Raw genomic sequence first — 20,567 nt, forward strand, 5'->3', positions numbered from 1 at the left:
TCGGGGTGCTGCACCCATCTTAACCGCGCTTGCTTCACGACGGATTCGTCAGTTTCTTAGGCAACTGAGCCGAATTGGGGTTAATCTGTTATCAATTCTTGATCATCGATCGATTGGACTTCCATCCCATGCGTTTAGCTCGCCTCTTTGCCCCGATCCTGGCTACCGCGATTGTAGCCGGGGGAGCCGCACCTGCTCACGCGCAGGTCATGGGCAGTTCGCAGCTCCCACCACTGCCAGCAATCCAGCTGCCAACTTTCCAACTTTCACCACTGCCAGCAGGTTCCTCTGTTCCTGGTGTGACTGCAGCTCCTATCACCGGCAATGCGCTGCTGGACCCCGTGCTGGCTGAACTGAATGCACGTCGTGTAGCTGCAGGCCTGCAGCCCTTCACCTACGACTTTGGTCTTGGGGAAACCGCCTACAACCATGCCGTTTACCTGAACAACATCCACACAATGGATCACAGTGGCCTATTTATGGAGGTCATTGCCCGCGTGCCGAATTTGGGAATGGCTGTTCCGATGTGGATCGACTCCCCACCTCACCACGAGGTTTTGATGGACGGCACCCTGTCACGAGTGGGGTTTGGGCTGGTGTTTGACCAGTCTGAGGGCCGTTGGATTCTGGTGGCGCAGTTCACTTAGTTACCCTGCGCGTCGAAAAGCGTGATGCTAGTCTCGCAGCCATAATCCCTGAAATTTGGAGAATAGGACAGTATTCCGCCCTGCTAAGCATGGTTAAACAAGATATGTTTGGCGCACTCCTCGAACGCTCATTGGGGGCCGAACTATCAGGCGGCATACGACAGAGGAGTGCTCACTTTCGCCTCGGACCGTGGCCGAGTGTACTGCGACACGTACCCGGTCGCCTCGATTGCAGTGGATCCCGCCACGCTGCTGTGGCGTTGGTCGCCCATGATCGAAGGCGAAGAGGAGTATTTCCGTCCCGAGGCATCGCACGGCTACCGTGCTTTCGGTGAGCAGTGCAACTTTTCCAGCTTCACAACGCAGGAGGTCCCTTACGAAGTAGTTAATGACGTCGCGAACACTATCGCTAACCTCGGCAATGACGTCATCAACACAGGGTTTTTTATCTTCGGCCCTGAAGCGAACTTCTACCAAGCGGCCTTCAACAATGCTGGATCACGCGTGGTATGGAAATTGGACAATATTCGCGATGATGCCGGTCCATTAACTGTCCCTAGCCCAGACCTGAACACCTTGCTCACAAAAATTCCGCGTTATTTGCCGTTGGTTGATGACCCGGAGTGGTCACTCAAAGGAGTCGCAAGCCACTTCAAAGGGGTGGAGTGCGCGATCGAACGCTTCCCGTCGGATCGTCGCATTGTAGCTACTTACACGCTGAGTGACGGAGCACAACACGAAGTTCAGGTCACACAGGATGAACAGGGGCGGATAACGAACTGAGGTTACCCTCGAGTAGTGGACACCCAATTAGTACGGATGTTGTGTCCGTAGGAGAGGATGTTCATTATGAGTCAGCAACGCAAGAGGTTTACTCCGGAGTATCGGAAGGAAGCCGCGCGGCTTGTCATCGAGTCGGGCCGGCCGATCGTCCGAGTCGCTGAGGAGATCGGAGTCAGTGCCGGACTGCTGGGTAGGTGGGTCAAAAATGAGCGTGAGCGCCAGGGCAATGAAGACGGCATGAGCGCGGCTGACCTTCGTGCTGAAAACGTGAGATTGCGCCGTGAGCTTGCCGAAGCGCGGTTAGATAACGAGTTTTTGTCAAAAGCCACAGCCTTCTTCGCTGCGAAGCAACGCGAGAAGAAAAGTTCCAGCTAATGCAGCAGGAGAAGGCGACCTTCAGCATTAAGCGCATGGCGAGGCTTCTCGAAGTGTCTCGTTCCGGCTTCTATGGCTGGGTGAAGAGGGACAAGGCCAAGCGTAGGGGTAAAGACCCGCGTCAGTCATTTATCGAGAACCTCGACCAGCAGATTTACACGGCTTGGGAGGACTCCGACGAAGTCTATGGTGCACCTCGTGTCACAGCGAAACTTGCCGAGCAGGGCATCAAGGTCAACAAGAAGACCGTAGCCAAGCGGATGAAAGCCATGGGTATCGAAGGAATCTCCCCGAGGATGTTCACTCCTGTCACGACAATCCAGTCTAAGAGGAAGGCGACACTGCCTGACCTGGTCAAGCGTGCGTTTGATGCAGGTGAGCTCAACCGCGTATGGCTGAGTGATATTACGTATCTGCGTACCGGTGAGGGCTGGTTGTACCTGTGTGCGGTTCGCGATGGTCATTCCCGGCGTGTAATTGGCTGGGCAATGGATCGAACCCAGTCTGCCGATCTGGTTGAGCGTGCGCTACGGATGGCGCACACGCTGCGCGGCGAGGTACCTGATGGTGTGGTGTTTCATGCTGATCGAGGTTCGCAATTCACCAGTGACCAGTTGTGGCAGGTGTGCCAGGAACTCGGAATTGCGCAGTCTGTCGGCCGCACCGGTGTGTGCTTCGACAATGCGATGTCGGAATCATTTTGGTCGACGTTGAAGACAGAATTCTATGACCGGAAGAAGTGGGCCACCTGCAACGAAGCACGCAACGCTGTCGCGCAGTGGATCGAGGTGGTCTACAACCGGCGTCGGATTCACTCATCGCTCGGCATGAAGACCCCTGTGGCCTTCGAAAACGCCATCAACAATGATCCCACCAAGCCCAACTCGATAACCCCCAAGGCCGCTTAACTAACTGTCCACGATTTGCGGGCAGCCCCAGAACATCCAATTGGCGTTTAACAATCACTTGGACAGCATGTCGAACGAGCAGCGCGGGGAGTGATGATAGGGATTTGTCCCGCGTGATAAAACCCTACGCCTACCGGTTTCAAACACCCCGGCAAACGCGACGGAAGGCGTAGTTTTTAGCAGCGCCCCTACCAATCCCTATCCAACTCCACTAACATCCGTTACATGAAAGTAGTTAGTGTCGCTGTAGCCAGCTGCCTGTTCATCGTATCCCTGGCCCTTGGCTACTTCGCTGGTCTGAGCGTCGATGAAACACATTTTGGGGCGCATCAGTGGCACTATCTCGCGTGGATCATGCCAGCGTTATTCCTGGTTTCCTTAGTATGGGTGTGGCGCGAACGCACTAAAAAGCCCCCCCTGCAGGATTCGAACCTGCGACCTTACGGGTAGAAGCCGTCTGCTCTGATCCGCTGAGCTAAGGAGGGAGTGGCCCCACACAGGGGCTAACGGGAACTTTACCGCACGCTGGGTAGGGGCCTGCAAATTAGGGCCTTACCCCTTGCCCGGGGTTAGGGTATTAGCATGACGGAAAAGGTGATCGGGGACAGGCCACGGACCTCGAAGGTGCTCTATGTAATTTTCGCAGCGACCGCGGGTGTGGTCGGTGCGGTTATTTCGTGGGCGTTTTTGGGGGCTTCTCTTGCGGCGTTGGGTATTCCAGATCCTGGTCCGCTGACGACGGCGGGGTTGCCGTTTTTGAGGTCGGCGGGGTTGATGTTGGCTGCGCTTGCGATCGGCTCGTTTATGGCGGCTGCTTTCTTTATCAAGCCGAAGGATTCTGATCTGCAGTCGACTCTGCTCAGTGTGGATGGGAGTATCGCGGCCCGGACGGGGGCAGTATCAAGTCTGTGCTTCGCGGTGATCGCGCAGCTGATGGTACCGATGTACTTGTCGGATGTGTCTGGTTCGCCGTTGAAGGACACGTTGAATCCGACGCAGTGGTTGCAGGCGCTGCAATTGGTGTCCACATCGGTGGCATGGCAGGTGACGGCAGGTTTTGCACTCATCACTGGTCTAGGGGCGCTGACTACCTACCGGTGGATCATGCAGCCGGTGTGGCTCACTGGTGCGATCTTGGCTGTGGTACCGCTGGGCATGGAAGGTCACTCAGCCACGGGTGGCGATCATGACTATGGCACGAATTCCTACCTTTGGCACCTGATTTTCATGATGTTGTGGGTCGGTGGACTCATGGCGTTGATTGCGCATGGGCGTCGTAAAGGTCCTGCGTTGGATGTAGCGGTCCGTCGCTACTCTGCGGTGGCGCTGGTGTCGGTGGTGGTGATGGCAGTGTCGGGCGTGATTAATACGTCGATCCGGATGCACTGGACCGATTTGCTCACCACCGGATACGGGCTGCTGATCTTGGCTAAGACAATCGGGGTGGTGGTGCTCGCGCTGTTCGGTTTCGTGCACCGTCAGCTCACGATCCCGAAGCTCGCGGACAATAACAAGCTGTTCCGTCGGGTCGCCGCCGTGGAAGTGTTGGTTATGGGTGCGGTGACGGGCGTGGCGATTTCCTTGGGGCGCACCCCGCCGCCACCGCCACGAAATGTTGACCTCAACACCATGGATATTGAGCTCGGCTACAGGCTGTACCAGGAGCCAACATTCTGGAATGTCTGGACTATGTGGCGGTTCGATATTCTCTTTGGGGCCGCCGCGATTATCTTTGCCGTCGGCTACCTGTGGGCTGTCCTACGGGTCCACAAAAACGGAGGTAGCTGGCCGATTACCCGCACCCTGTGGTTCCTTTTGGGCTGTGCGGTGCTGCTGCTCACGGTATGTTCCGGTATCGGCATGAACATGCCAGCAACGTTCTCCATGCATATGGTCGGCCACATGATTTTGACGATGGGCGCCCCGGTGGCGTGGGTGCTCGGTGGGCCGGTGACGCTCTTCCTACAGGCGCTGCGCCCGTCCCCGGATAATCCTGGTCCGCGGGAATGGCTTGAGGTTGCGGTGGATAATCCGTGGCTACGGTTCCTGATGAATCCGGCGGTGAACACGATCCAGTTCGTGGTGTTTTTCTACATTCTGTACATCACTCCGCTGTACGAGATCATGATTGATGAGCACGCCGGTCACCTGATCATGAACGTGGTGTTCCTGTGGTCCGGTTCGTTGTACTACTGGGATCTCATCGGCGTGGATAAGGCTCCGGTGGAGCACAGCCCGATGTCGAAGCTGGGGTGGCTGACGTTCTCCATGCCGTTCCACCTGTTCTTCGGCGTTTACCTGATGATGGCCACCCAGATCATGGGTGAAGAGTTCTACACCAAGCTCGGCCTGCCGTGGCATGTGGACCTGCTGCACGACCAGGTCGTCGGTGGTGGCATTTCCTGGGGTTCTGGTCAGTTCCCACTGCTTATCGTATGGGCGGTGCTGATTTGGGAATGGTTCGCCGATGACCGGCGCCGTACTACCGAAATGGAGTCGAACCCGCAGGAGGTGGAGGACGATCTGGAGGCCTATAACGCTCAGCTCGCAGCCTTCCAGCATGGCAAAAATCCGCACGACGATTACTACAGCGAGACCTTCGAACGTTAAAACCTGTGGATAACGCAAGTTATCCACAGGGCGAGCAGCAGGCTTATCGACGCCTCATTCACCATCTGCCATTGTCAGCTTCGTAACTTGTCACTGAGATACGAAAAGGACCAGACAATGGCACAACACAGTTACACCATCGCCGGAAACATCGTCGCTGACCCGAAGTTTCGCCGCATCGAAGCCAACACCTTTTTCACCATGCGTGTTGCCGCGTCCCGGGCTGTGAAGCGAGACGAAGATAAATGGGACTACTACGACCAGCTGTACCTGACCGTGGAATGCTGGGGAGACCTCGCCGTCAACTGTGCAGCTAGCTTGGGGAAGGGGCTGCCGATCATCGCCACTGGAAAGCTGGTGACACATGAGTGGCTGGATGGTAACGGTAAACAGCAGTCCCGAGTAGTGCTGCGCGCCCAGCACGTGGGGGTTGACCTTAAGTCCCATACCGTGGGGATCAAGAAGGTATCTGAGGTGGACGTAACTCCAGCTGAGGACGTCACCCCTGCTGACGGCCCGGTGGACAACGTCGGAGAAGAGGAAGGCAACGATCTTGTCTCCGCCGCCACTGGGGACTCGGGAGAGGGGGAGCCACCGTTCTAGCGAGTCGGGGCGTCGATAAGGCGTGGTGTTGGATTGCCCCGAGTAGTCCGCGCCATGCCTTGCCCACTCATGTACCCTTTAGGGGACTAAAATTTCTGGACTCTCTACTAAAGGGGCAATCTTGGGCGAGTTCATCTACACGATGAAGAATGTGCGTAAGGCGCACGGCGATAAGGTCATTCTGGATAACGTCACCATGGCGTTCTACCCGGGCGCCAAGATCGGTGTCGTGGGCCCGAACGGCGCTGGTAAGTCGTCGATCCTGAAGATCATGGCGGGCATTGACCAGCCATCCAACGGTGAAGCATTCCTGGACCCAGGTGCCACCGTGGGCATCCTGCTGCAGGAGCCGCCACTGAACGAAGAAAAGACCGTTCGCGAGAACGTGGAAGAAGGCTTGGGTGAGATCTTCGAGAAGAAGCAGCGCTTCGAGCAGATCGCCGAAGAAATGGCGACCAACTACACCGACGAGCTCATGGAAGAAATGGGCAAGTTGCAGGAGGAGCTCGACGCAGCTGACGCATGGGAGATCGACTCCAAGATCGAACAGGCCATGGAAGCACTGCGCTGCCCACCGTCTGACGAACCAGTCACCCACCTGTCCGGTGGTGAACGGCGTCGTGTAGCGCTGGCGAAGCTGCTGCTGTCCGAACCAGACTTGCTGCTTCTCGACGAGCCGACCAACCACCTGGACGCTGAGTCGGTGCTGTGGCTGGAAAAACACCTCGCGGACTACAAGGGCGCGGTCCTGGCCGTCACCCACGACCGTTACTTCCTGGACCACGTTGCCGGCTGGATCTGTGAAGTGGACCGCGGCAAGCTGTACCCATACGAGGGCAACTACTCCACCTACCTGGAGAAGAAGGCAGAGCGCCTCGAAGTTGCTGGCAAGAAGGACCAGAAGCTGCAAAAGCGCCTGAAAGAAGAACTCGCCTGGGTTCGTTCCGGCGCGAAGGCACGTCAGGCAAAGAACAAGGCCCGTCTGGACCGCTACGAAGAAATGGTCGCCGAGGCCGAGAAGTACAAGAAGCTCGACTTCGAAGAAATCCAGATCCCAACCCCACCACGCCTGGGTAACCAGGTTGTGGAGGTGAAGAACTTGGAGAAGGGCTTTGACGGGAGCGTCCTGATTAAGGACCTGTCGTTCACCCTGCCTCGAAATGGCATCGTGGGCGTTATCGGGCCGAACGGTGTGGGCAAGTCCACCCTGTTTAAAACCATCGTGGGGCTGGAAGAACCTGACGCAGGCGACGTGAAAATCGGTCAGACCGTCAAGCTGTCCTACGTGGACCAGGGCCGCGAAAACATTGATCCGGAAAAGACCGTGTGGGAAGTTGTGTCCGACGGCCTGGACTACATCATCGTCGGTCAGAACGAAATGCCATCCCGCGCCTACCTGTCCGCCTTTGGCTTCAAGGGGCCAGACCAGCAGAAGCCATCCAAGGTCCTCTCCGGTGGTGAGCGTAACCGCCTCAACCTGGCGCTAACCCTCAAGCAGGGCGGCAACCTGATCCTCCTCGACGAGCCGACCAACGACCTTGACGTGGAAACCCTGTCCTCTCTGGAAAACGCTCTCCAGAACTTCCCGGGCTGCGCTGTGGTCATTTCTCACGACCGTTGGTTCCTCGACCGCACCTGTACCCACATCCTCGCGTGGGAAGGTAACGTCGCCGAAGGCCAGTGGTTCTGGTTCGAAGGAAACTTCGAAGACTACGAGAAGAACAAGGTGGAACGCCTCGGAGCGGAAGCCGCCCGGCCATCCCGCGTGACTCACCGCAAGCTGACTCGCTAAGAGCACTAGCCAATAGCCCCGTTAGCGGGGCTATTTTTGTATTCGGAACTTTAAAGAAGGGACATTACCAAGCAGTTTTACCCGCTGTCGCCTTAGTGGCGGCCTGATAGTGTGTGTGGCAGTGACACTGCTATTAAGATGGCTGTGTCGCAGTATCATCGCCTAAGCAGGCGCTGGAATCGAGGAGGATCTATGACCGACGCGCAGGGAAATCGGCTGCTTTCTGGCCCCGTGCACACGACGAAGATTCCGGTACGATGGGGCGATTTTGATCGTTTTGGGCACATCAACAACGCTTCTTACATTGAGATTGCGCAGGAAGCACGTGCGGTTTTCGCGATGGAGGAGTTTGTTGAGCGCGGTCACGCTATGCCCGCAGCTTTTGTGCGTTCGATGAAGATCGATTACTTGAGTGCAATCATGCCGGACACGATGGAAGTGATGGTTGAGACTCAGGTTGTTCGGATCGGCCGTACGTCGTTCACCACGGTGCAGCAGCTGAAGGACCGCCATGGCTCGTTGGCGTGCGTGGTGGAGTGTGTGCAGATCACTGTGGATCTTAAGACGGGCAAACCTCGTCCCATTGAGGATTTTGAGCGCAAGGTTCTCGCTAGCGTGTCTACGCCGGAGGCCGCCCTCGGGTCCGGCGAAAATGAAGAAAACGAAGACGGCGAAGATTAGGGATGCTGCCTGCTTTTAAGGTGTCGCAGGGCGAGCGCGGGCTGCGTTCGCTGTTGCAACGCGCGGTGGCTCTGGATGCGCGTGCGCTCGTGAGGGTGCAACCGCTTGCGGGCGGTGCGCTTGATGTCTTTGTTACTACCCCTTTTGAGGTGCTGGCTTCGCGCCGGGTGTTGGGGGAGGTCAGTGGCGATGCGGTGTTCTTAGCGCAGCAGCTTATCGACGGCCAACTCTCCCCGAGCCCCGTTGCGGCGTGGCCGGGAGCTTTGCCACCGGCAACCGGTTTTGTGGAACTGGACGTACTACCGGTAGATGTAGTGCACGAGTTGGCGGAACAGGGCCGGGCGTTGGCACGTCAGTTCTCTGGGCCACTTGGCCCGCCGAAGTCGCTACTCGATCAGCGGGTGTTGCGTGTCGAGGGCGACGGCGGGATCGCCGAGGTATCGATGCGGGCGATTTTCACCTGTACTTCTTTGGGGCTTATCCCCGGTATTGCGACTCACCCTGACCTGCCGCGGCATTTGCGGGTCGCGAGTAAGGGCCGGTGGGTGCGTATCGACGCACCGTTTGGCTCGGTCTACGAGTCCCGCGGGATTAACCTGCTGGTTTAGTCCGCCCTGTTAATCAGCATGTCGGCAACGCGCACCATGTGATCCCACATGGCGGCGCGGTGCTCGTCGCTGAGGTCTGATTCTGGGATGGTATCGAGGGACGCCTGCATGATCTCCAGCCACCGCTTCGCCTCTGCCACACCGATGGGGAATCGGTTGTGGCGCATACGTAGCCGCGGGTGGCCGCGCTGCTCCGAGAAGGTCTGGGGGCCGCCCCAGTATTGGGCAAGGAACCAGCGGAGCCGGTCCTCGGCGCCCTCCCAATCATCGTCCGGGTACATGGGGCCGATGAGGTCGTCGGCCCGCATGCGCTGGTAGAACTCGTGGACGATTCTGTTGAAGGTGGCTTCGCCACCCACGGCATCATAGAAGGTCATGTGCGGTCTTTCAGTTGCGGAAGATAGTGGTAGGGCGGTTTGATTCCCGCTGCGCTGAGGGCTGGGACAATGCGGGCGAGCATTTCGCGCTGCACGGACCATTGCATTCCTGGTTTCGTTTTTACTCGCACTCGGACAGTCATGTGGTCAAACTTTATCGCGTTCACTCCATCGACCACCGGGGAGTCGAGGATGTCCGTTGCCAAATCGGCTTCCTCAGCCGCTGCGGTGGCGGCCTTAAGGATGGTTTCCTTCGCTACGGCGACATCGTTGTCGAGGGCAAGGGGTACGTCGATACGCGCTACGGCGTAGCCCTGGCTGAAGTTACCGATGCGCAGGATCTCACCGTTTCGCACGAACCACACCGTGCCGTCGATGTCGCGTAGCGTGGTGAGCCGAAGACTGACATCTTCCACGGTGCCGGTAAGCTCGCCGACATCGATCGTGTCGCCTACGCCATACTGATCTTCGACCAGCATGAAGATTCCGGAAAGGAAGTCCTTCACCAAGGATTGCGCGCCAAAGCCCAACGCCACACCGACCACACCAGCGGAGGCGATAATCGGGGCAACATTGACTCCGATTTCATCCAGAATCGCGATGATGGCCCAGAGCCACACGAATAGCGACAATGCGGAGGTCGCTACTGCTCCGAGCGTGCGGATGCGCGATTCCCGACGCGGATCGGTGGGATCCGCTGCCGGTTTTTCTTCGGAACGCAACGGACCGAGCGTCGGCAAGCGCGGTGGCGTGTCAATGATGCGTTGCGTTAACTTGCGTACCACTCGGCGCAGCGCCCAGTTGGCCACCAGGGCCAACACCAAGATGAACGCAATCTGGATAGGGCGGTCTACTAACCACAACTGGGTAGTCGGGTTATCCCACCATGTGGATACTGACGAAATCATGTGGTTTTGCATCACCGCACCAGGGTAGCGAACTTAAGCGCATGCAGCAGTGATGACGAAGGTCATATCCAAACGCTGGGATTGGTTGCCAATCACGCGGGTTCCTTCGGCCGTGCCGGACACCGTGGTTACGCCGTCCGCGCGCGTCAACTCCACAGGGATGGCGTGATTGGTGATCTCGACGGCGTCTTCCGCATCGGAGATCGAAAGAGTTTGCACTCCTTGGCCGTCAATGATCACACTCGCAGCGTTTTTGGCGGGCATTTCGCCCAGGATGATGGTCGTGGTTTCGCCATGGGTTGCGCATACAGCGGGGGTACCCGAAGGGAGGACCTGGTAGCCGTTAAGGAAAGCAGACCCTGTGGACTGTTGACTTTGCGTCGTGTTTGCAGGTGCGACAGGTGCCGGATCTTGTTTCTCCAGGTTAGTGGCCACTTTTTCTTCGTTGGTAGCGCAGGCCGTGAGGGCGAAAAACAAGAGCGGAATCGCGGTGAGCGCGCGAAGAGGACGTGGTGTGGCCATGTCCTCCACAGTAGTCGACCAGGAAGTAGACAGAAAGTTAGTGAATGATTTTCAGTAAGAGAAAACTTCGGTGTATCTTCTTGGTAAATAATTAAAAATATTTTCAAGAAAGAGTCAGCCGTGAAGAAATTGCAGAGGGTTGTGGGTGTGCTCCTGGCGGGGTCCCTATGTCTCAATCCACACATCGCAGTGGCGGGGCCCAATGATGACAAGTCCATCGCTACCGAGGAACACGTAGATTCGCCCAAAATTTTCTGGGAAGGCGACAGCTTCCTCCTCAAGTCGGAAAGCTCCCAAGGGCTAAAGCCCATCGAGGAAACCGCTAACTGGATTGGGAAAGGCGACACCAGTAAGAAACAGCAGTATGTGTGGCAAGTGGGAGATGACCCGCGCCTGGAGTTCCTGGGCGACGAAGGCGACCTGCTGTACTGGGCACCTGCAGCTGTGGACAAGGGATACCCGATCTGGATCGGTTTCGGCGCCGACATTGGCATCCCCGTGGAGCAGTTCCGGGATGAATCCTTCCAACTCGATCTCATTGATTTCGACGGCCCCGGAAAGATGGAGCTGTTTACAGCTTCTACCGAGGACTTTCCTGTCACTCGGCTGCTTTCTAGCCACGATCAGGGAAGGCGCAGCTCCTGGATCAATCCAGGCATGCATACCCACAACGAAACCACCTTCACCCGGCCCGGCCAGTACACCGCCACCTACCGTGCCTCCGCGCGTGACCTCGAGGGAAAACTGGTTGCTTCCAAGCCACAAACCGTTGCTTGGCAGGTAGGCGGCACTCGCCCGAGTTCCGATGGGCTTGGCAATATCCGCACTGCTTACGACAAGGCCACGGAGGGAGACACCAGCAAATATTCCTTCACCATCCAGCCCCATGACAGTTCTTCCGGTGGAAAGGACGCGCAGTACCTCACCGATCTCACTTTCTCCACGGGCTCTAGTTCGGATTCAGGAACTGCGGTCTTTTACATCGACGGCTACTACCTGGCAGAAGTGCCGGTAAAAAATGGCACCGCTACCTGGCCGGAGATGATCGGCTCCCAGAGGAGCAACTTCCAGGTGGTGTACATTCCTGCGGGCAAGGGCGCCCGGTGGGTTTCTGAGCCCCTAGAATACGAGCGCACCGCAGAGGGCTTAACGACGCAGCAGGCCGGTAACTTCCCTGAACCGGCATCCCAGGACCCTGCACCCGCATTCGACTACAGCGATAAAGAGCTCACCGATAACTCCGTCACCATCTCCACCGAACCCTATGAGCGTGGTGAGGATATGGTCGCCATTACCGTACAGCCAGCAGATGATCGGATTTCTTTCCGAGTCCGGGGTGGATATTACGAGTCTGAGGATGCGGAATACCCAGATTGCGAAGTCAACTTCATCTCGGCTCCTGGGGAGAGGACCCAGGTGGAAACGCGGGAAGGCTGCACAAGCCCTGGGATGGTGCTGCGCCTAGAACTCACCCCGGATGCCACCACCATCGCGCAGCGCAGCAACTTCAGCATGGTTGTTCCAGAATCAGGTGAAGTGTCGGGTGAAACAAAATGGGCTAAATCACAGGGCGCGGAAAGCGACCCCGATCCGGTAACTTCAGCGCCGGCCACGCCTACCTCTGCTGTTCCTGAGCCGAAAGAAACCGCTTCGCCAACTGCTGCGCCCGCTTCGCCAACTGCTGCGCCCGCAGAGCCTGCCGTCCCCGGGAAAAACGAGCCAACCAAGACAGCGGAGCCTCAGCCGGATCCTAAGAAACCAGCACAGAAATGCGAGAAGCTTCGCATTGACGACGGCCACGTCGACCTAGGCCCCGTCATGCTGAACGACAAGCTGACATTTGCACTGGGGGATGATTCCGGAATCCACTTTAAAGGGCATGCCACCCACGACGTGTCGAATGTTGCGCTGGTGGTCAAGCCACATGCTCGTCAGGAAATCGGTAAGAAAGGCATCACAGTAGAAAAATTCCCCTTCTTGAAGGGAACCGGTGACCATGTGTGGGCGCTATCCCAGTCTCAAAAGCAAGGACTGATTTGGCCCGGGTTCTCCTCTGAACACGTTCCTGGTTTGGAAAAAGGCACTCAGGTGACCTTTGAGATTCAACCACTGGAAGCGCCCAAGGACGGTCAGTGGTGGGCGTTTCTTACCGACAACTTCGGAACTAAAGTCCAGGAGATGCTGGCCAGCTCCGACGGCCCCGCGTCCTTCAAACGGGACGGTCGCGTACACATGCACAACTATTGGATGTTCACTAAGCCGGGAATCTATCGCATGAAGATGCGTACCCTTATCGGCTCAGATCAAGCAACTGAATGGAACACGGTGACTTTCCACGTCCTGGATAAAGGGCAAACGGAAATTGCCGACGACGAATGCGCTCCCGAAAGCAATCCGAGCGTACCGGGGGCTCCGAGCTTACCGGGGGCTCCAGGCGGCAAGGATACCTCCAAAGGAAATTCGGACCTGCTCACTGCTGGCCTGGTTACCGCTGGCGTGGTCGCAGCTGCCAAAGTAGTCAAGGATCTGAAAAACGCTGCGGCACCCCAGAAGGAAGGGGGAAGCAGCCAGTCTGCAGTGGCCCAGGGCGGAACTAAATCACAAGCGTCACACACAGGAGCGCAGCAAACTGCTGGCACCAATGCTGCCCCAGCACAACCCGGCAAAAAGATGCTTGCTTCCACAGGTGCCAACGTGATGATTCTGATTGGTCTTGCGATGTGGTTGGCCGGTATGGGGTTTGCGTTCCTGTCGCTGCGTAGGCTGCGTGGATAGCGATTTGTTTTTCGTTTCCAATCCCTTCGCCTTTGGCATCGATTTTCCTGGGAGTTTGTGTCGGGAAGGCGAAGGGATTTGTCCCGCAGCAACAATCCCTATCGCGTTACCACAACAGCACGTGCCTCACCCAAAAAATATTTAGGAGACAGCGTCAATGCTGCGCAGCCGCAGTGCTCGGGCGATGCGGTCGCGTGCTTCCGACACAACGCGTTCCAGCCCAGGAACGAGGTTCGTCGCCAAGAATTCGTCAGCGCGAGCTAGACCCGCCTCGGAGATATCCCATGCAGGGAACAGTCCGGTGAGGGTGGCACGAGCGACCTCGGAGGAGGCGCCGTCCCAGAAGGCAGCGGCGCGTGCGTAGTACTCGGAGTTGAACTGCTCCAGATTGGCGGCAGCGCCCGCGAAGGTAAGGCCTTCAAGCTTGTGGCGCGTGTCCAGGTTGGAAAGCGGATGGTCGAGATCGAGCAGCTTGGCAAAGATGTCTGCCTTGTTGGCTGCCGTATTGATGGCAGCTTCTGCGCGCCATGCGGAGTTTTGTCCGCTGGCAGATGGGTCGGAAGCGCGCATGGCGGCAATCTCGGTGAGTGGTTCATCCACTTCGCCCGCTGCGATGAGGGCGGTCAGTGCCCACCAGCGCAGGTCAGCGTCAATATCTAGTCCTGCTGGCGCGGTGCCGGCCAAGATACCACGGAAGTAGTCCAGGGCTGCGTCATTCGGGCGTACCTTTGCCAGGGCCTGTGCGAACGCAAGCTGGAAGTCTGACCCTGGGGCTGCGGCATGAACTCCGGAAAGAAGCAGCTCAGCCAGCAGGTTGTTGCCGTGCTCAGCAGCCCAGTCCGGGTCAGCATAGGACGTGACGGCGGTGGTGGCTTGCTGCAAGATACGCTCCAACACGGCGATCTCGGTTTCGGTGGCGGCACCGGCGGCAACCAGCGCTACGAAGTCACGGGCTTTCATTTCTCCGGCGCGGGTCATCTCCCACGCGGCGGACCAGCAGAGGGTGCGCGGCATCGGGTCGGTGATGCGGGCGATGTTGTCGCGAACGAACTCGAGGGAACCTGCGTCGAGTCCCATGAGGCAGTAGGTGAGGTCGTCGTCATTGACCAACACGAGGTCAGCGGCCGGCAGGCCGACCAGCTCAGGAACCGAGGTAGAGGCGCCGTCCACATCGATTTCTACTCGATGGGTGCGTTGGACTGCGCCGTCGACAAGCGAGTACAGCCCGACGGCGATGCGGTGAGTGCGCAGCTCGCCCGCGCCGGGCTGGGCGCCGGACTGCTCAACAGCGAAGGAGGTGTATGCGCCGTCGGCAACCTCAAACACCGGCGACAGTTTGTTGATGCCCGTGGTCTTGAGCCACTGATCAGCCCAGGTGGACAGGTCGCGCCCGGAAGCTTTTTCAAAGGCGCCGAGTAGATCGTCGAAGGTGGCGTTGTCAAACGCGTGGTTGGCGAAGTGCTGGCGGACACCTGCGAGGAATGCCTCACGGCCTACGTAGGCCTGGAGTTGCTTGAGTACCGAAGAGCCCTTTGCGTAGGTGATGCCGTCGAAGTTGGCTTCGACTGTTTCGATGTCGGTGGCGTCCGCGAAGATCGGGTGCGTGGATGGCAGCTGATCCTGCTGGTAGGCCCATGACTTTTCGATGTTCGCGAAGGTGACCCATGCGGTGTCGAACTCCGTTTCCTCCGCCTGCGAGATGGCCGCGGACCAGGTGGCGAAGGACTCGTTGAGCCACAGATCATCCCACCATTGCATGGTGACCAGGTCGCCGAACCACATGTGCGCCATCTCATGCAGGACGGTGTCGCAGCGACGTTCGTAGCGGTAGCGGGTGACCTTGGAGGTGAAGACGTACTCGTCGCGGAAAGTGACGCAGCCTGCGTTTTCCATGGCTCCCATGTTGAATTCTGGGACGAACAGCTGGTCGTACTTGCCAAAGGGGTAGGCGTAGCCGAAGTTGCGGTGGTACCAGTCAAAGCCCTGTTTGGTTTGTTCAAACAGTCGCTCGGCATCCAGCGAGGAAGCGATGGAGGCGCGGCAGAAAATACCAAGGGGGATTTCTAGCTCACGGGGCTGGTCAGCTGGGGTTTCTGGGTGGTGGGTGAGTGTGCCGCGCCAGGTGTCGCGCACCTCATGGTATGGCCCAGCGCAGACCGCGACGAGATATGTCGACAGCAAGTAATCGACGGAAGCAGTATGACGCAGGAACTCACCTTCGGTTTCGACAGCGGTTTCAGCGTTGGTGATGAACTTCCAGTCCTTCGGGGTCAGCCCGGAGATACGGTAGGTGGCTTTCTGATCAGGCTGGTCGAAGCACGCGAACATGCGCTTTGCGTCCGCGGTTTCGAATTGGGTGTAGAGGTAGGGCTGATTGTCTGCAGGATCCACGAAACGGTGCAGGCCTTGACCGGTGTGGGAGTAGGGAATGGTGGCGTCAACAACCAGGGTGTACTCGCCTGGAGTAAGGCCCGTGAGAGCCAGGCCGTTCTCTGGGGAGTAGTCGGCCTCAAGCACAGCGCCGTTGAGGGTGGCAGCGACGCGGTCGGCGCGCAAGTCAATGAAGGTATCGCCCGGTTGCAGCACCGAGAAGGTGACGGTGGTGCGGGATTCGAAGGTGTCCTCGCTGGTGGTGAGGTCGAGATCGACGTCGTAGTGGGAGACTTTCAGCAGCTCGGAGCGTCGGTTAGCTTCGTCGCGCGTGAGATTGATAGAAGTCATGGTGTCCTTTCTCTACAATTGGGTTCCAATTTACCGCGAGCGAAAGGTGTATGGCATGAATTCTGAAGTGACGTTTTGGTTCGACGTATCCTGCCCGTTTTGCTGGATAACCTCCCGCTGGATCAAGGAGGTCGAGCAGGTGCGCGACGTCACGGTGCGTTGGGTGCCAATGTCGCTTTCCGTGCTTAACGACGGCCGGGACTTGGATCCTGAGTACATGAAGATGATGGAAGCTAACTGGGGTCCAGCGCGGGTGTTTGCAGCGGTTGCCACCCAACATCCAGAGAAGGTGGATGAACTCTACACGACCCTTGGAACGCTGGTGCACAATGACGGTAACGGTGGCCGCAAGGGGTTCGGCGGTTACGACGAGCTGATCCCGGTTGCGTTGGAAAAAGTCGGTTTGCCTGCGGCATTGGCTGAGGTGGCGAACACCGAGGAATGGGATGATGCCCTGCGCGAATTCCACCAAGGCGCGATGGATGAGGTGGGCGATGAGGTTGGCACCCCGGTAGTTAAGCTCGGGGACACAGCCTTCTTCGGCCCGGTCCTCACCCGCATTCCACGAGGCGAAGAAGCTGGCCGGATTTTTGATGGTGCGTTTGCTCTCGCAGGGCACCCGCATTTCTTCGAACTAAAACGCACCAGGACCGAAAAACCGCAGTTTGATTAGCGGGCGTCTATGTCCCGAATTTTCTTAGTATCTAGGCGACAGGTCGCTTGCCCCGAAGAGTCCACTACTTCAGCTACGGTCTCGCCTTGGTAAGTGACCTTGCAGGATACCTGTGGATCTGGGCCTGGATTGTCCAACGTCACTGTCATCACAGGTGAGATTCCCGAGATCTCGGCTTTTTCCTGGAACGGTAGTGGCGCAGCATCGATATTAACTAAGGTGCCTGAGGCGCTGTAGGTGATGTGGGCTGTTGGAGCATTCCCCGTGGCCTCGATGGTCACGGAATACACGCGATTTATCGATGCACTTGAACTTCCCAGCTCATCGCGTGCTCCCGCGGAGCCGGTAGGGGCGTGACTTGATGGTGCGCTGTCGGCCGGTGTGGAGGCCGGTTCCGGTGTCGGTGAAGAAGTGCAAGCACTCACGGTCAGCAGCAGTAGTAGTGGGGCAATTTTTTTCATTGTGAATATAGAATCCCATCCCAGGCGCAGGTTGCCATTTTTTCCGCGTCGATCTGCTCGGCAATAACAGTACCGTTTCTCAGTGCGCGACAGCTAAAACGAATGTCCTCTTCCATCTTCTCTGGGTCGATGGGCACTAGCGAAATCGAAGCTGCACTACCTTCGATTTTTGCTTTGATCGTCATTGTGTGGGGGAGTGGCTGTTCCAGGACCATGTTGTCCCCGAGTTCATCGACGTACTGCAGCATGCCAGTAGGTTCCGTCGACTCGAACTCCAACGTAATCTCTTCCACCAAGCTCTCATCCAGCGGGGTAGCGGTTCGACGTTGCTCCGCAAAGTCCTTTTCGAGCTGCGTATAAAACTCGGTCATCTCTTTCTTGGTTTTGTCGCGAGCAGCTTGTTCCCCCATCCCGCAGCCTGATAAGGAAAGTAGGGCTATTGTCGCTAACGCCGTGCTCCGGATCATGAGGGGTCCTCACTGTGCTGTGATAAGTATTTCGGTAAATACTAGTGTGCGCAGGCAGCCTTAGCCACAGTTTGCGAGGATTCTTGAGATCGCTTCCTTTTCCGGGGCAGTGACCCACAGCTGGTATTTGGCCTTCACCTGAACCTGGCGAGTGACGTAGTCGCAGCGAAATGCTTTGTTCGCCGGCAGCCAGGTGGCCGCGTCGCCATCGCCTTTTTGTTGATTGGCCGGACCGGAAACAGCCAACAGATTCAGCGGGTCGTTTGCGAAATTGCGGCGCTGGTCGTCGTTAAGCTGCTGCGCCCCCGTCTGCCACGCATTCGATAGCGACACCACATGGTCTATCTGGACGTCCGAGGAATGTGGGCCGCGCACAAAGTTGATGTCGGTTCCGGTGTACGGGTCGTGCAGCACCCCGGTGAGCACCACGCAGTTGTGGGTGCGCGGTTTGAAGGTTTCCTCAACGAGGTCGCGCTGCAGAATGTCATTGCGAGTATCGCACCCGTTGTGTCCCAGCTCCACCGTCACGTCGTCATCCCAATGCCGGAACTTATCGCGTGCGTAACCAGTTTTCGGTGCGCGTCCCTTCACGGGCAAGGAATTGAGCAAGTCCAAGCTCGCATTGCTTGCCGACGCCACCGGCTGTGGTGCCGAAGCTGCCGCATATTCCGTCGGCCCCTCTGTGCTGGTACAGCTGGTGAGGCAAAAAACAGCTATCAGGCTGGCCGCGATACGGCGCACGGTAACAACTCCTTAGGGAAAATACTCCCGGAGAATTTTAGTACGTCACCTTTCCGGCATCGATATCGGCTAGCAGCTCTGCTGGGACAGAACACGAAATCTTGCCGTCCTCGGCCCACGAATTCTCGAGCACCGGCTTGCCGTTGTACGTCACACTGCACGTCAACGAGGTACTGCGGTCAAGACTTCCCGCCATCAGATTGATGTAGTAATCCGTGGTGGTCACATCTGCAGTGAACGGCAGCTGTACTGCCTTGCTGGGGTCCTTATCTAGCATGACCAGTGCATCTGACGAACCATTAAACGTGACCGTGACGGTGCGTGCCTTTTTGTCATACTTCAGGCCAGAGCTGGTCCAATACTTCGCATAATCAGTACTGCCCAGTACGACATTAGGGGTGAGTTTCGCAAACTTAGGGTTTGAGGGCGCCCGATCTCCCTGCTTGGCAGGTGGAGTGCTACTAGTGACGACACTGCTCGTGGCAGGAGGCTGTGCCACAGGCTCAGTGACTTTACTGTCATCCGTAGATGTACAACCGGCAATGGCGGCACAGGTGAGCAGCGCACTAGCAATGACAATCGCCCGCATGGGGATTCCCTTCAGTTCGCTGAAATTACCAGCTATTAAAACCTGAAACTGTAGGAGGTGCAGAGCTATTAATAGAAATGTTATCTAGCTGGTAGCGCGCTCCCGCCACGCCGGTGGAACGTACACACACGTGGGGTCAGAGGCGCTGATGTCCCTGGTCAACGCATAAGCCGTGGAACGAGAACCACCGCAGACATGGTGGAACTCGCACACCGAGCATTTGCCATGCCAATGATCTGGGTCGCGGAGCTTCTTGAACACGGGCGAATTGGTGTAAATATCGTGGAAATCCTGCTCCTTTACGTTGCCACAGTGCAGTGGCAAGAACCCGTTGGGGTAGACGTCGCCAATGTGATCAATGAATGCGAAACCGGAGCCCGAGTTCACCGCCATCGGGGCGCGCGGCGGGCGGGGATGCTCAGGAACAGCGCCCAACAGCTCAGTAGTCTTTGCAGTGAGTTCCTCATACAGCGGGCCACCTTCAAAGGGAACCCCTTGCTGATTTTGGATCACCACTCGACGGTACTGCGGTGCTTCGGTCGTCTTGATGGCGATGCGGTTGGAGACATCCGCCAGCCAGTGCAACACATCTTCGCGCTCGTCCGGGCTCAGGGCATCGAGGTCCGCGCCTCGGCCTGTGGGAACCAGGAAGAACACGTACCACATCTTTGCGCCCATTCCCATAACGGTTTTGAGTAGCGCGGGGGCTTCGTGGATATTCTTCTTGGTCAGTGTCGAGTTAATCTGCAGTCGGTAGCCTGCTTCATTGATGACCGGTGCCATAGCTACCGTCTTATCGAAGGTTCCAGAGAAACCGCGAAATGCGTCGTGCGTTTGTGCCGTCGCACCGTCGAGAGACATAGACATCGCCTTGCCACCCGCCTCCCGCAGCGCATGAATCCGCTCCGGGGTGAGTTTAGGGGTGACCGAAGGGGACAGGGACATATTCAGCCCGAGGCTTGTGCCGTAGCGAGTCAGCTCCTCCAGGTCATCACGCTCGAATGGGTCGCCGCCGGTGAGGACCACCAGCGGTAACGGTTTTTCATAGCTGGCCAGGTTCTCCAGCAGCTTTTTGCCTTCCTCTAGCGTGAGCTGGTTCGGGTTCGGCTCATGCTGGGCATCCGCGCGGCAGTGCTTGCACACCAAACCACAGGCCCGGGTCACTTCCCAGATGACAATGAAAGGCTTGGTGTTAATGTCATGGCGGACGGTACGAACTACAGGCGCATGAGACACGTCAGAAACACTTTCTATCAGCAGGCAGTTAACTCCGACGCTAGCCCCGCCATGAGTGGTTCGTCCAACTTTGTGACAAACAACTACAAT

Annotated in this window: 19 protein-coding genes and 1 tRNA gene; 10 read left to right on the top strand and 10 right to left on the bottom strand. The window is 57.5% G+C overall.

Going from position 1 to position 20,567, the window contains the following annotated elements; all coding sequences use genetic code 11:
• Positions 1-128: 128 nt before the first annotated feature.
• From HW450_RS10440 to HW450_RS10450, 3 genes are all read left to right on the top strand, one after another.
• Positions 129-647: a CAP domain-containing protein gene (locus tag HW450_RS10440; protein ID WP_182385556.1), complete on the top strand. Its 519-nt coding sequence runs from the start codon at positions 129-131 to the stop codon at positions 645-647.
• A 108-nt stretch (positions 648-755) separates the two neighbouring features.
• Positions 756-1,430, top strand: a complete 675-nt coding sequence (locus HW450_RS10445; protein ID WP_407926235.1) for a DUF6882 domain-containing protein — start codon at positions 756-758, stop codon at positions 1,428-1,430.
• Between the two features lie 57 nt (positions 1,431-1,487).
• Positions 1,488-2,713 (top strand): IS3 family transposase gene (locus HW450_RS10450; RefSeq protein WP_407926236.1). Its coding sequence is split into 2 segments (ribosomal slippage): positions 1,488-1,761 and positions 1,761-2,713, totalling 1,227 coding nucleotides; the frame shifts between segments, so codons are not numbered across the junction.
• A 411-nt stretch (positions 2,714-3,124) separates the two neighbouring features.
• Here the strand turns inward: HW450_RS10450 and HW450_RS10455 are convergent.
• Positions 3,125-3,198, bottom strand: a tRNA-Arg gene (locus tag HW450_RS10455).
• 97 nt (positions 3,199-3,295) lie between these two features.
• On the opposite strand from HW450_RS10455, the gene HW450_RS10460 reads away from it, so the two are divergent.
• From HW450_RS10460 to HW450_RS10480, 5 genes are all read left to right on the top strand, one after another.
• Complete coding sequence (locus HW450_RS10460) at positions 3,296-5,323, top strand: cytochrome c oxidase assembly protein (RefSeq protein ID WP_182385559.1); 2,028 nt, start codon at positions 3,296-3,298, stop codon at positions 5,321-5,323.
• Positions 5,324-5,440: 117 nt separating this feature from the next.
• Positions 5,441-5,926 carry a single-stranded DNA-binding protein gene (locus HW450_RS10465; protein ID WP_182385560.1) on the top strand — a complete coding sequence of 162 codons (486 nt, stop codon included), beginning with the start codon at positions 5,441-5,443 and terminating at the stop codon, positions 5,924-5,926.
• Positions 5,927-6,047: 121 nt separating this feature from the next.
• Positions 6,048-7,718, top strand: a complete 1,671-nt coding sequence (gene ettA, locus HW450_RS10470; RefSeq protein ID WP_182385561.1) for an energy-dependent translational throttle protein EttA — start codon at positions 6,048-6,050, stop codon at positions 7,716-7,718.
• A gap of 192 nt (positions 7,719-7,910) precedes the next feature.
• Complete coding sequence (locus HW450_RS10475) at positions 7,911-8,399, top strand: acyl-CoA thioesterase (RefSeq protein WP_182385562.1); 489 nt, start codon at positions 7,911-7,913, stop codon at positions 8,397-8,399.
• Positions 8,400-8,401: 2 nt separating this feature from the next.
• Positions 8,402-9,007, top strand: a complete 606-nt coding sequence (locus HW450_RS10480) for a hypothetical protein (protein WP_182385563.1) — start codon at positions 8,402-8,404, stop codon at positions 9,005-9,007.
• Here the strand turns inward: HW450_RS10480 and HW450_RS10485 are convergent.
• From HW450_RS10485 to HW450_RS10495, 3 genes are read right to left on the bottom strand one after another with little or no spacing between them, the layout of a single operon-like run.
• Complete coding sequence (locus HW450_RS10485) at positions 9,004-9,384, bottom strand: globin (RefSeq protein ID WP_182385564.1); 381 nt, start codon at positions 9,382-9,384, stop codon at positions 9,004-9,006. The genes HW450_RS10480 and HW450_RS10485 overlap by 4 nt on opposite strands.
• The gene (locus HW450_RS10490; RefSeq protein WP_232843248.1) at positions 9,381-10,292 is read right to left on the bottom strand and encodes a mechanosensitive ion channel family protein; all 912 of its coding nucleotides are present in this window, start codon (positions 10,290-10,292) and stop codon (positions 9,381-9,383) included. Before HW450_RS10490 ends, HW450_RS10485 begins: the two co-directional genes overlap by 4 nt.
• A 33-nt stretch (positions 10,293-10,325) precedes the next feature.
• Positions 10,326-10,814, bottom strand: coding sequence for a lipoprotein LpqH (locus HW450_RS10495; protein ID WP_182385565.1), 489 nt, complete (start codon positions 10,812-10,814; stop codon positions 10,326-10,328).
• A 120-nt stretch (positions 10,815-10,934) separates the two neighbouring features.
• On the opposite strand from HW450_RS10495, the gene HW450_RS10500 reads away from it, so the two are divergent.
• Positions 10,935-13,589, top strand: coding sequence for a choice-of-anchor M domain-containing protein (locus HW450_RS10500; protein WP_182385566.1), 2,655 nt, complete (start codon positions 10,935-10,937; stop codon positions 13,587-13,589).
• A gap of 141 nt (positions 13,590-13,730) precedes the next feature.
• Here HW450_RS10500 and pepN read toward each other — a convergent pair whose 3' ends face one another.
• Positions 13,731-16,310 carry an aminopeptidase N gene (gene pepN / locus HW450_RS10505; RefSeq protein WP_182385567.1) on the bottom strand — a complete coding sequence of 860 codons (2,580 nt, stop codon included), beginning with the start codon at positions 16,308-16,310 and terminating at the stop codon, positions 13,731-13,733.
• A gap of 55 nt (positions 16,311-16,365) precedes the next feature.
• On the opposite strand from pepN, the gene HW450_RS10510 reads away from it, so the two are divergent.
• Complete coding sequence (locus tag HW450_RS10510) at positions 16,366-16,983, top strand: mycothiol-dependent nitroreductase Rv2466c family protein (protein WP_182385568.1); 618 nt, start codon at positions 16,366-16,368, stop codon at positions 16,981-16,983.
• Here the strand turns inward: HW450_RS10510 and HW450_RS10515 are convergent.
• The 5 genes from HW450_RS10515 to HW450_RS10535 all read right to left on the bottom strand — a co-directional run bounded on the left by HW450_RS10515 (position 16,980) and on the right by HW450_RS10535 (position 20,477).
• The gene (locus HW450_RS10515) at positions 16,980-17,444 is read right to left on the bottom strand and encodes a hypothetical protein (RefSeq protein WP_182385569.1); all 465 of its coding nucleotides are present in this window, start codon (positions 17,442-17,444) and stop codon (positions 16,980-16,982) included. The genes HW450_RS10510 and HW450_RS10515 overlap by 4 nt on opposite strands.
• Positions 17,441-17,911, bottom strand: coding sequence for a hypothetical protein (locus HW450_RS10520; protein ID WP_182385570.1), 471 nt, complete (start codon positions 17,909-17,911; stop codon positions 17,441-17,443). The genes HW450_RS10515 and HW450_RS10520 overlap by 4 nt, the downstream gene beginning before the upstream one ends.
• A 60-nt stretch (positions 17,912-17,971) precedes the next feature.
• On the bottom strand, positions 17,972-18,652 hold the full coding sequence (locus HW450_RS10525) for an HNH endonuclease family protein (protein ID WP_182385571.1): 681 nt from the start codon (positions 18,650-18,652) through the stop codon (positions 17,972-17,974).
• A gap of 37 nt (positions 18,653-18,689) precedes the next feature.
• Positions 18,690-19,241 (bottom strand): hypothetical protein, encoded by a 552-nt coding sequence (locus HW450_RS10530; RefSeq protein ID WP_182385572.1) that lies wholly within the window; start codon positions 19,239-19,241, stop codon positions 18,690-18,692.
• A gap of 84 nt (positions 19,242-19,325) precedes the next feature.
• On the bottom strand, positions 19,326-20,477 hold the full coding sequence (locus HW450_RS10535; protein ID WP_182385573.1) for a TIGR04053 family radical SAM/SPASM domain-containing protein: 1,152 nt from the start codon (positions 20,475-20,477) through the stop codon (positions 19,326-19,328).
• Positions 20,478-20,567: the final 90 nt, after the last annotated feature.

This window comes from Corynebacterium hindlerae (assembly GCF_014117265.1).
Classification (GTDB): domain Bacteria; phylum Actinomycetota; class Actinomycetes; order Mycobacteriales; family Mycobacteriaceae; genus Corynebacterium; species Corynebacterium hindlerae.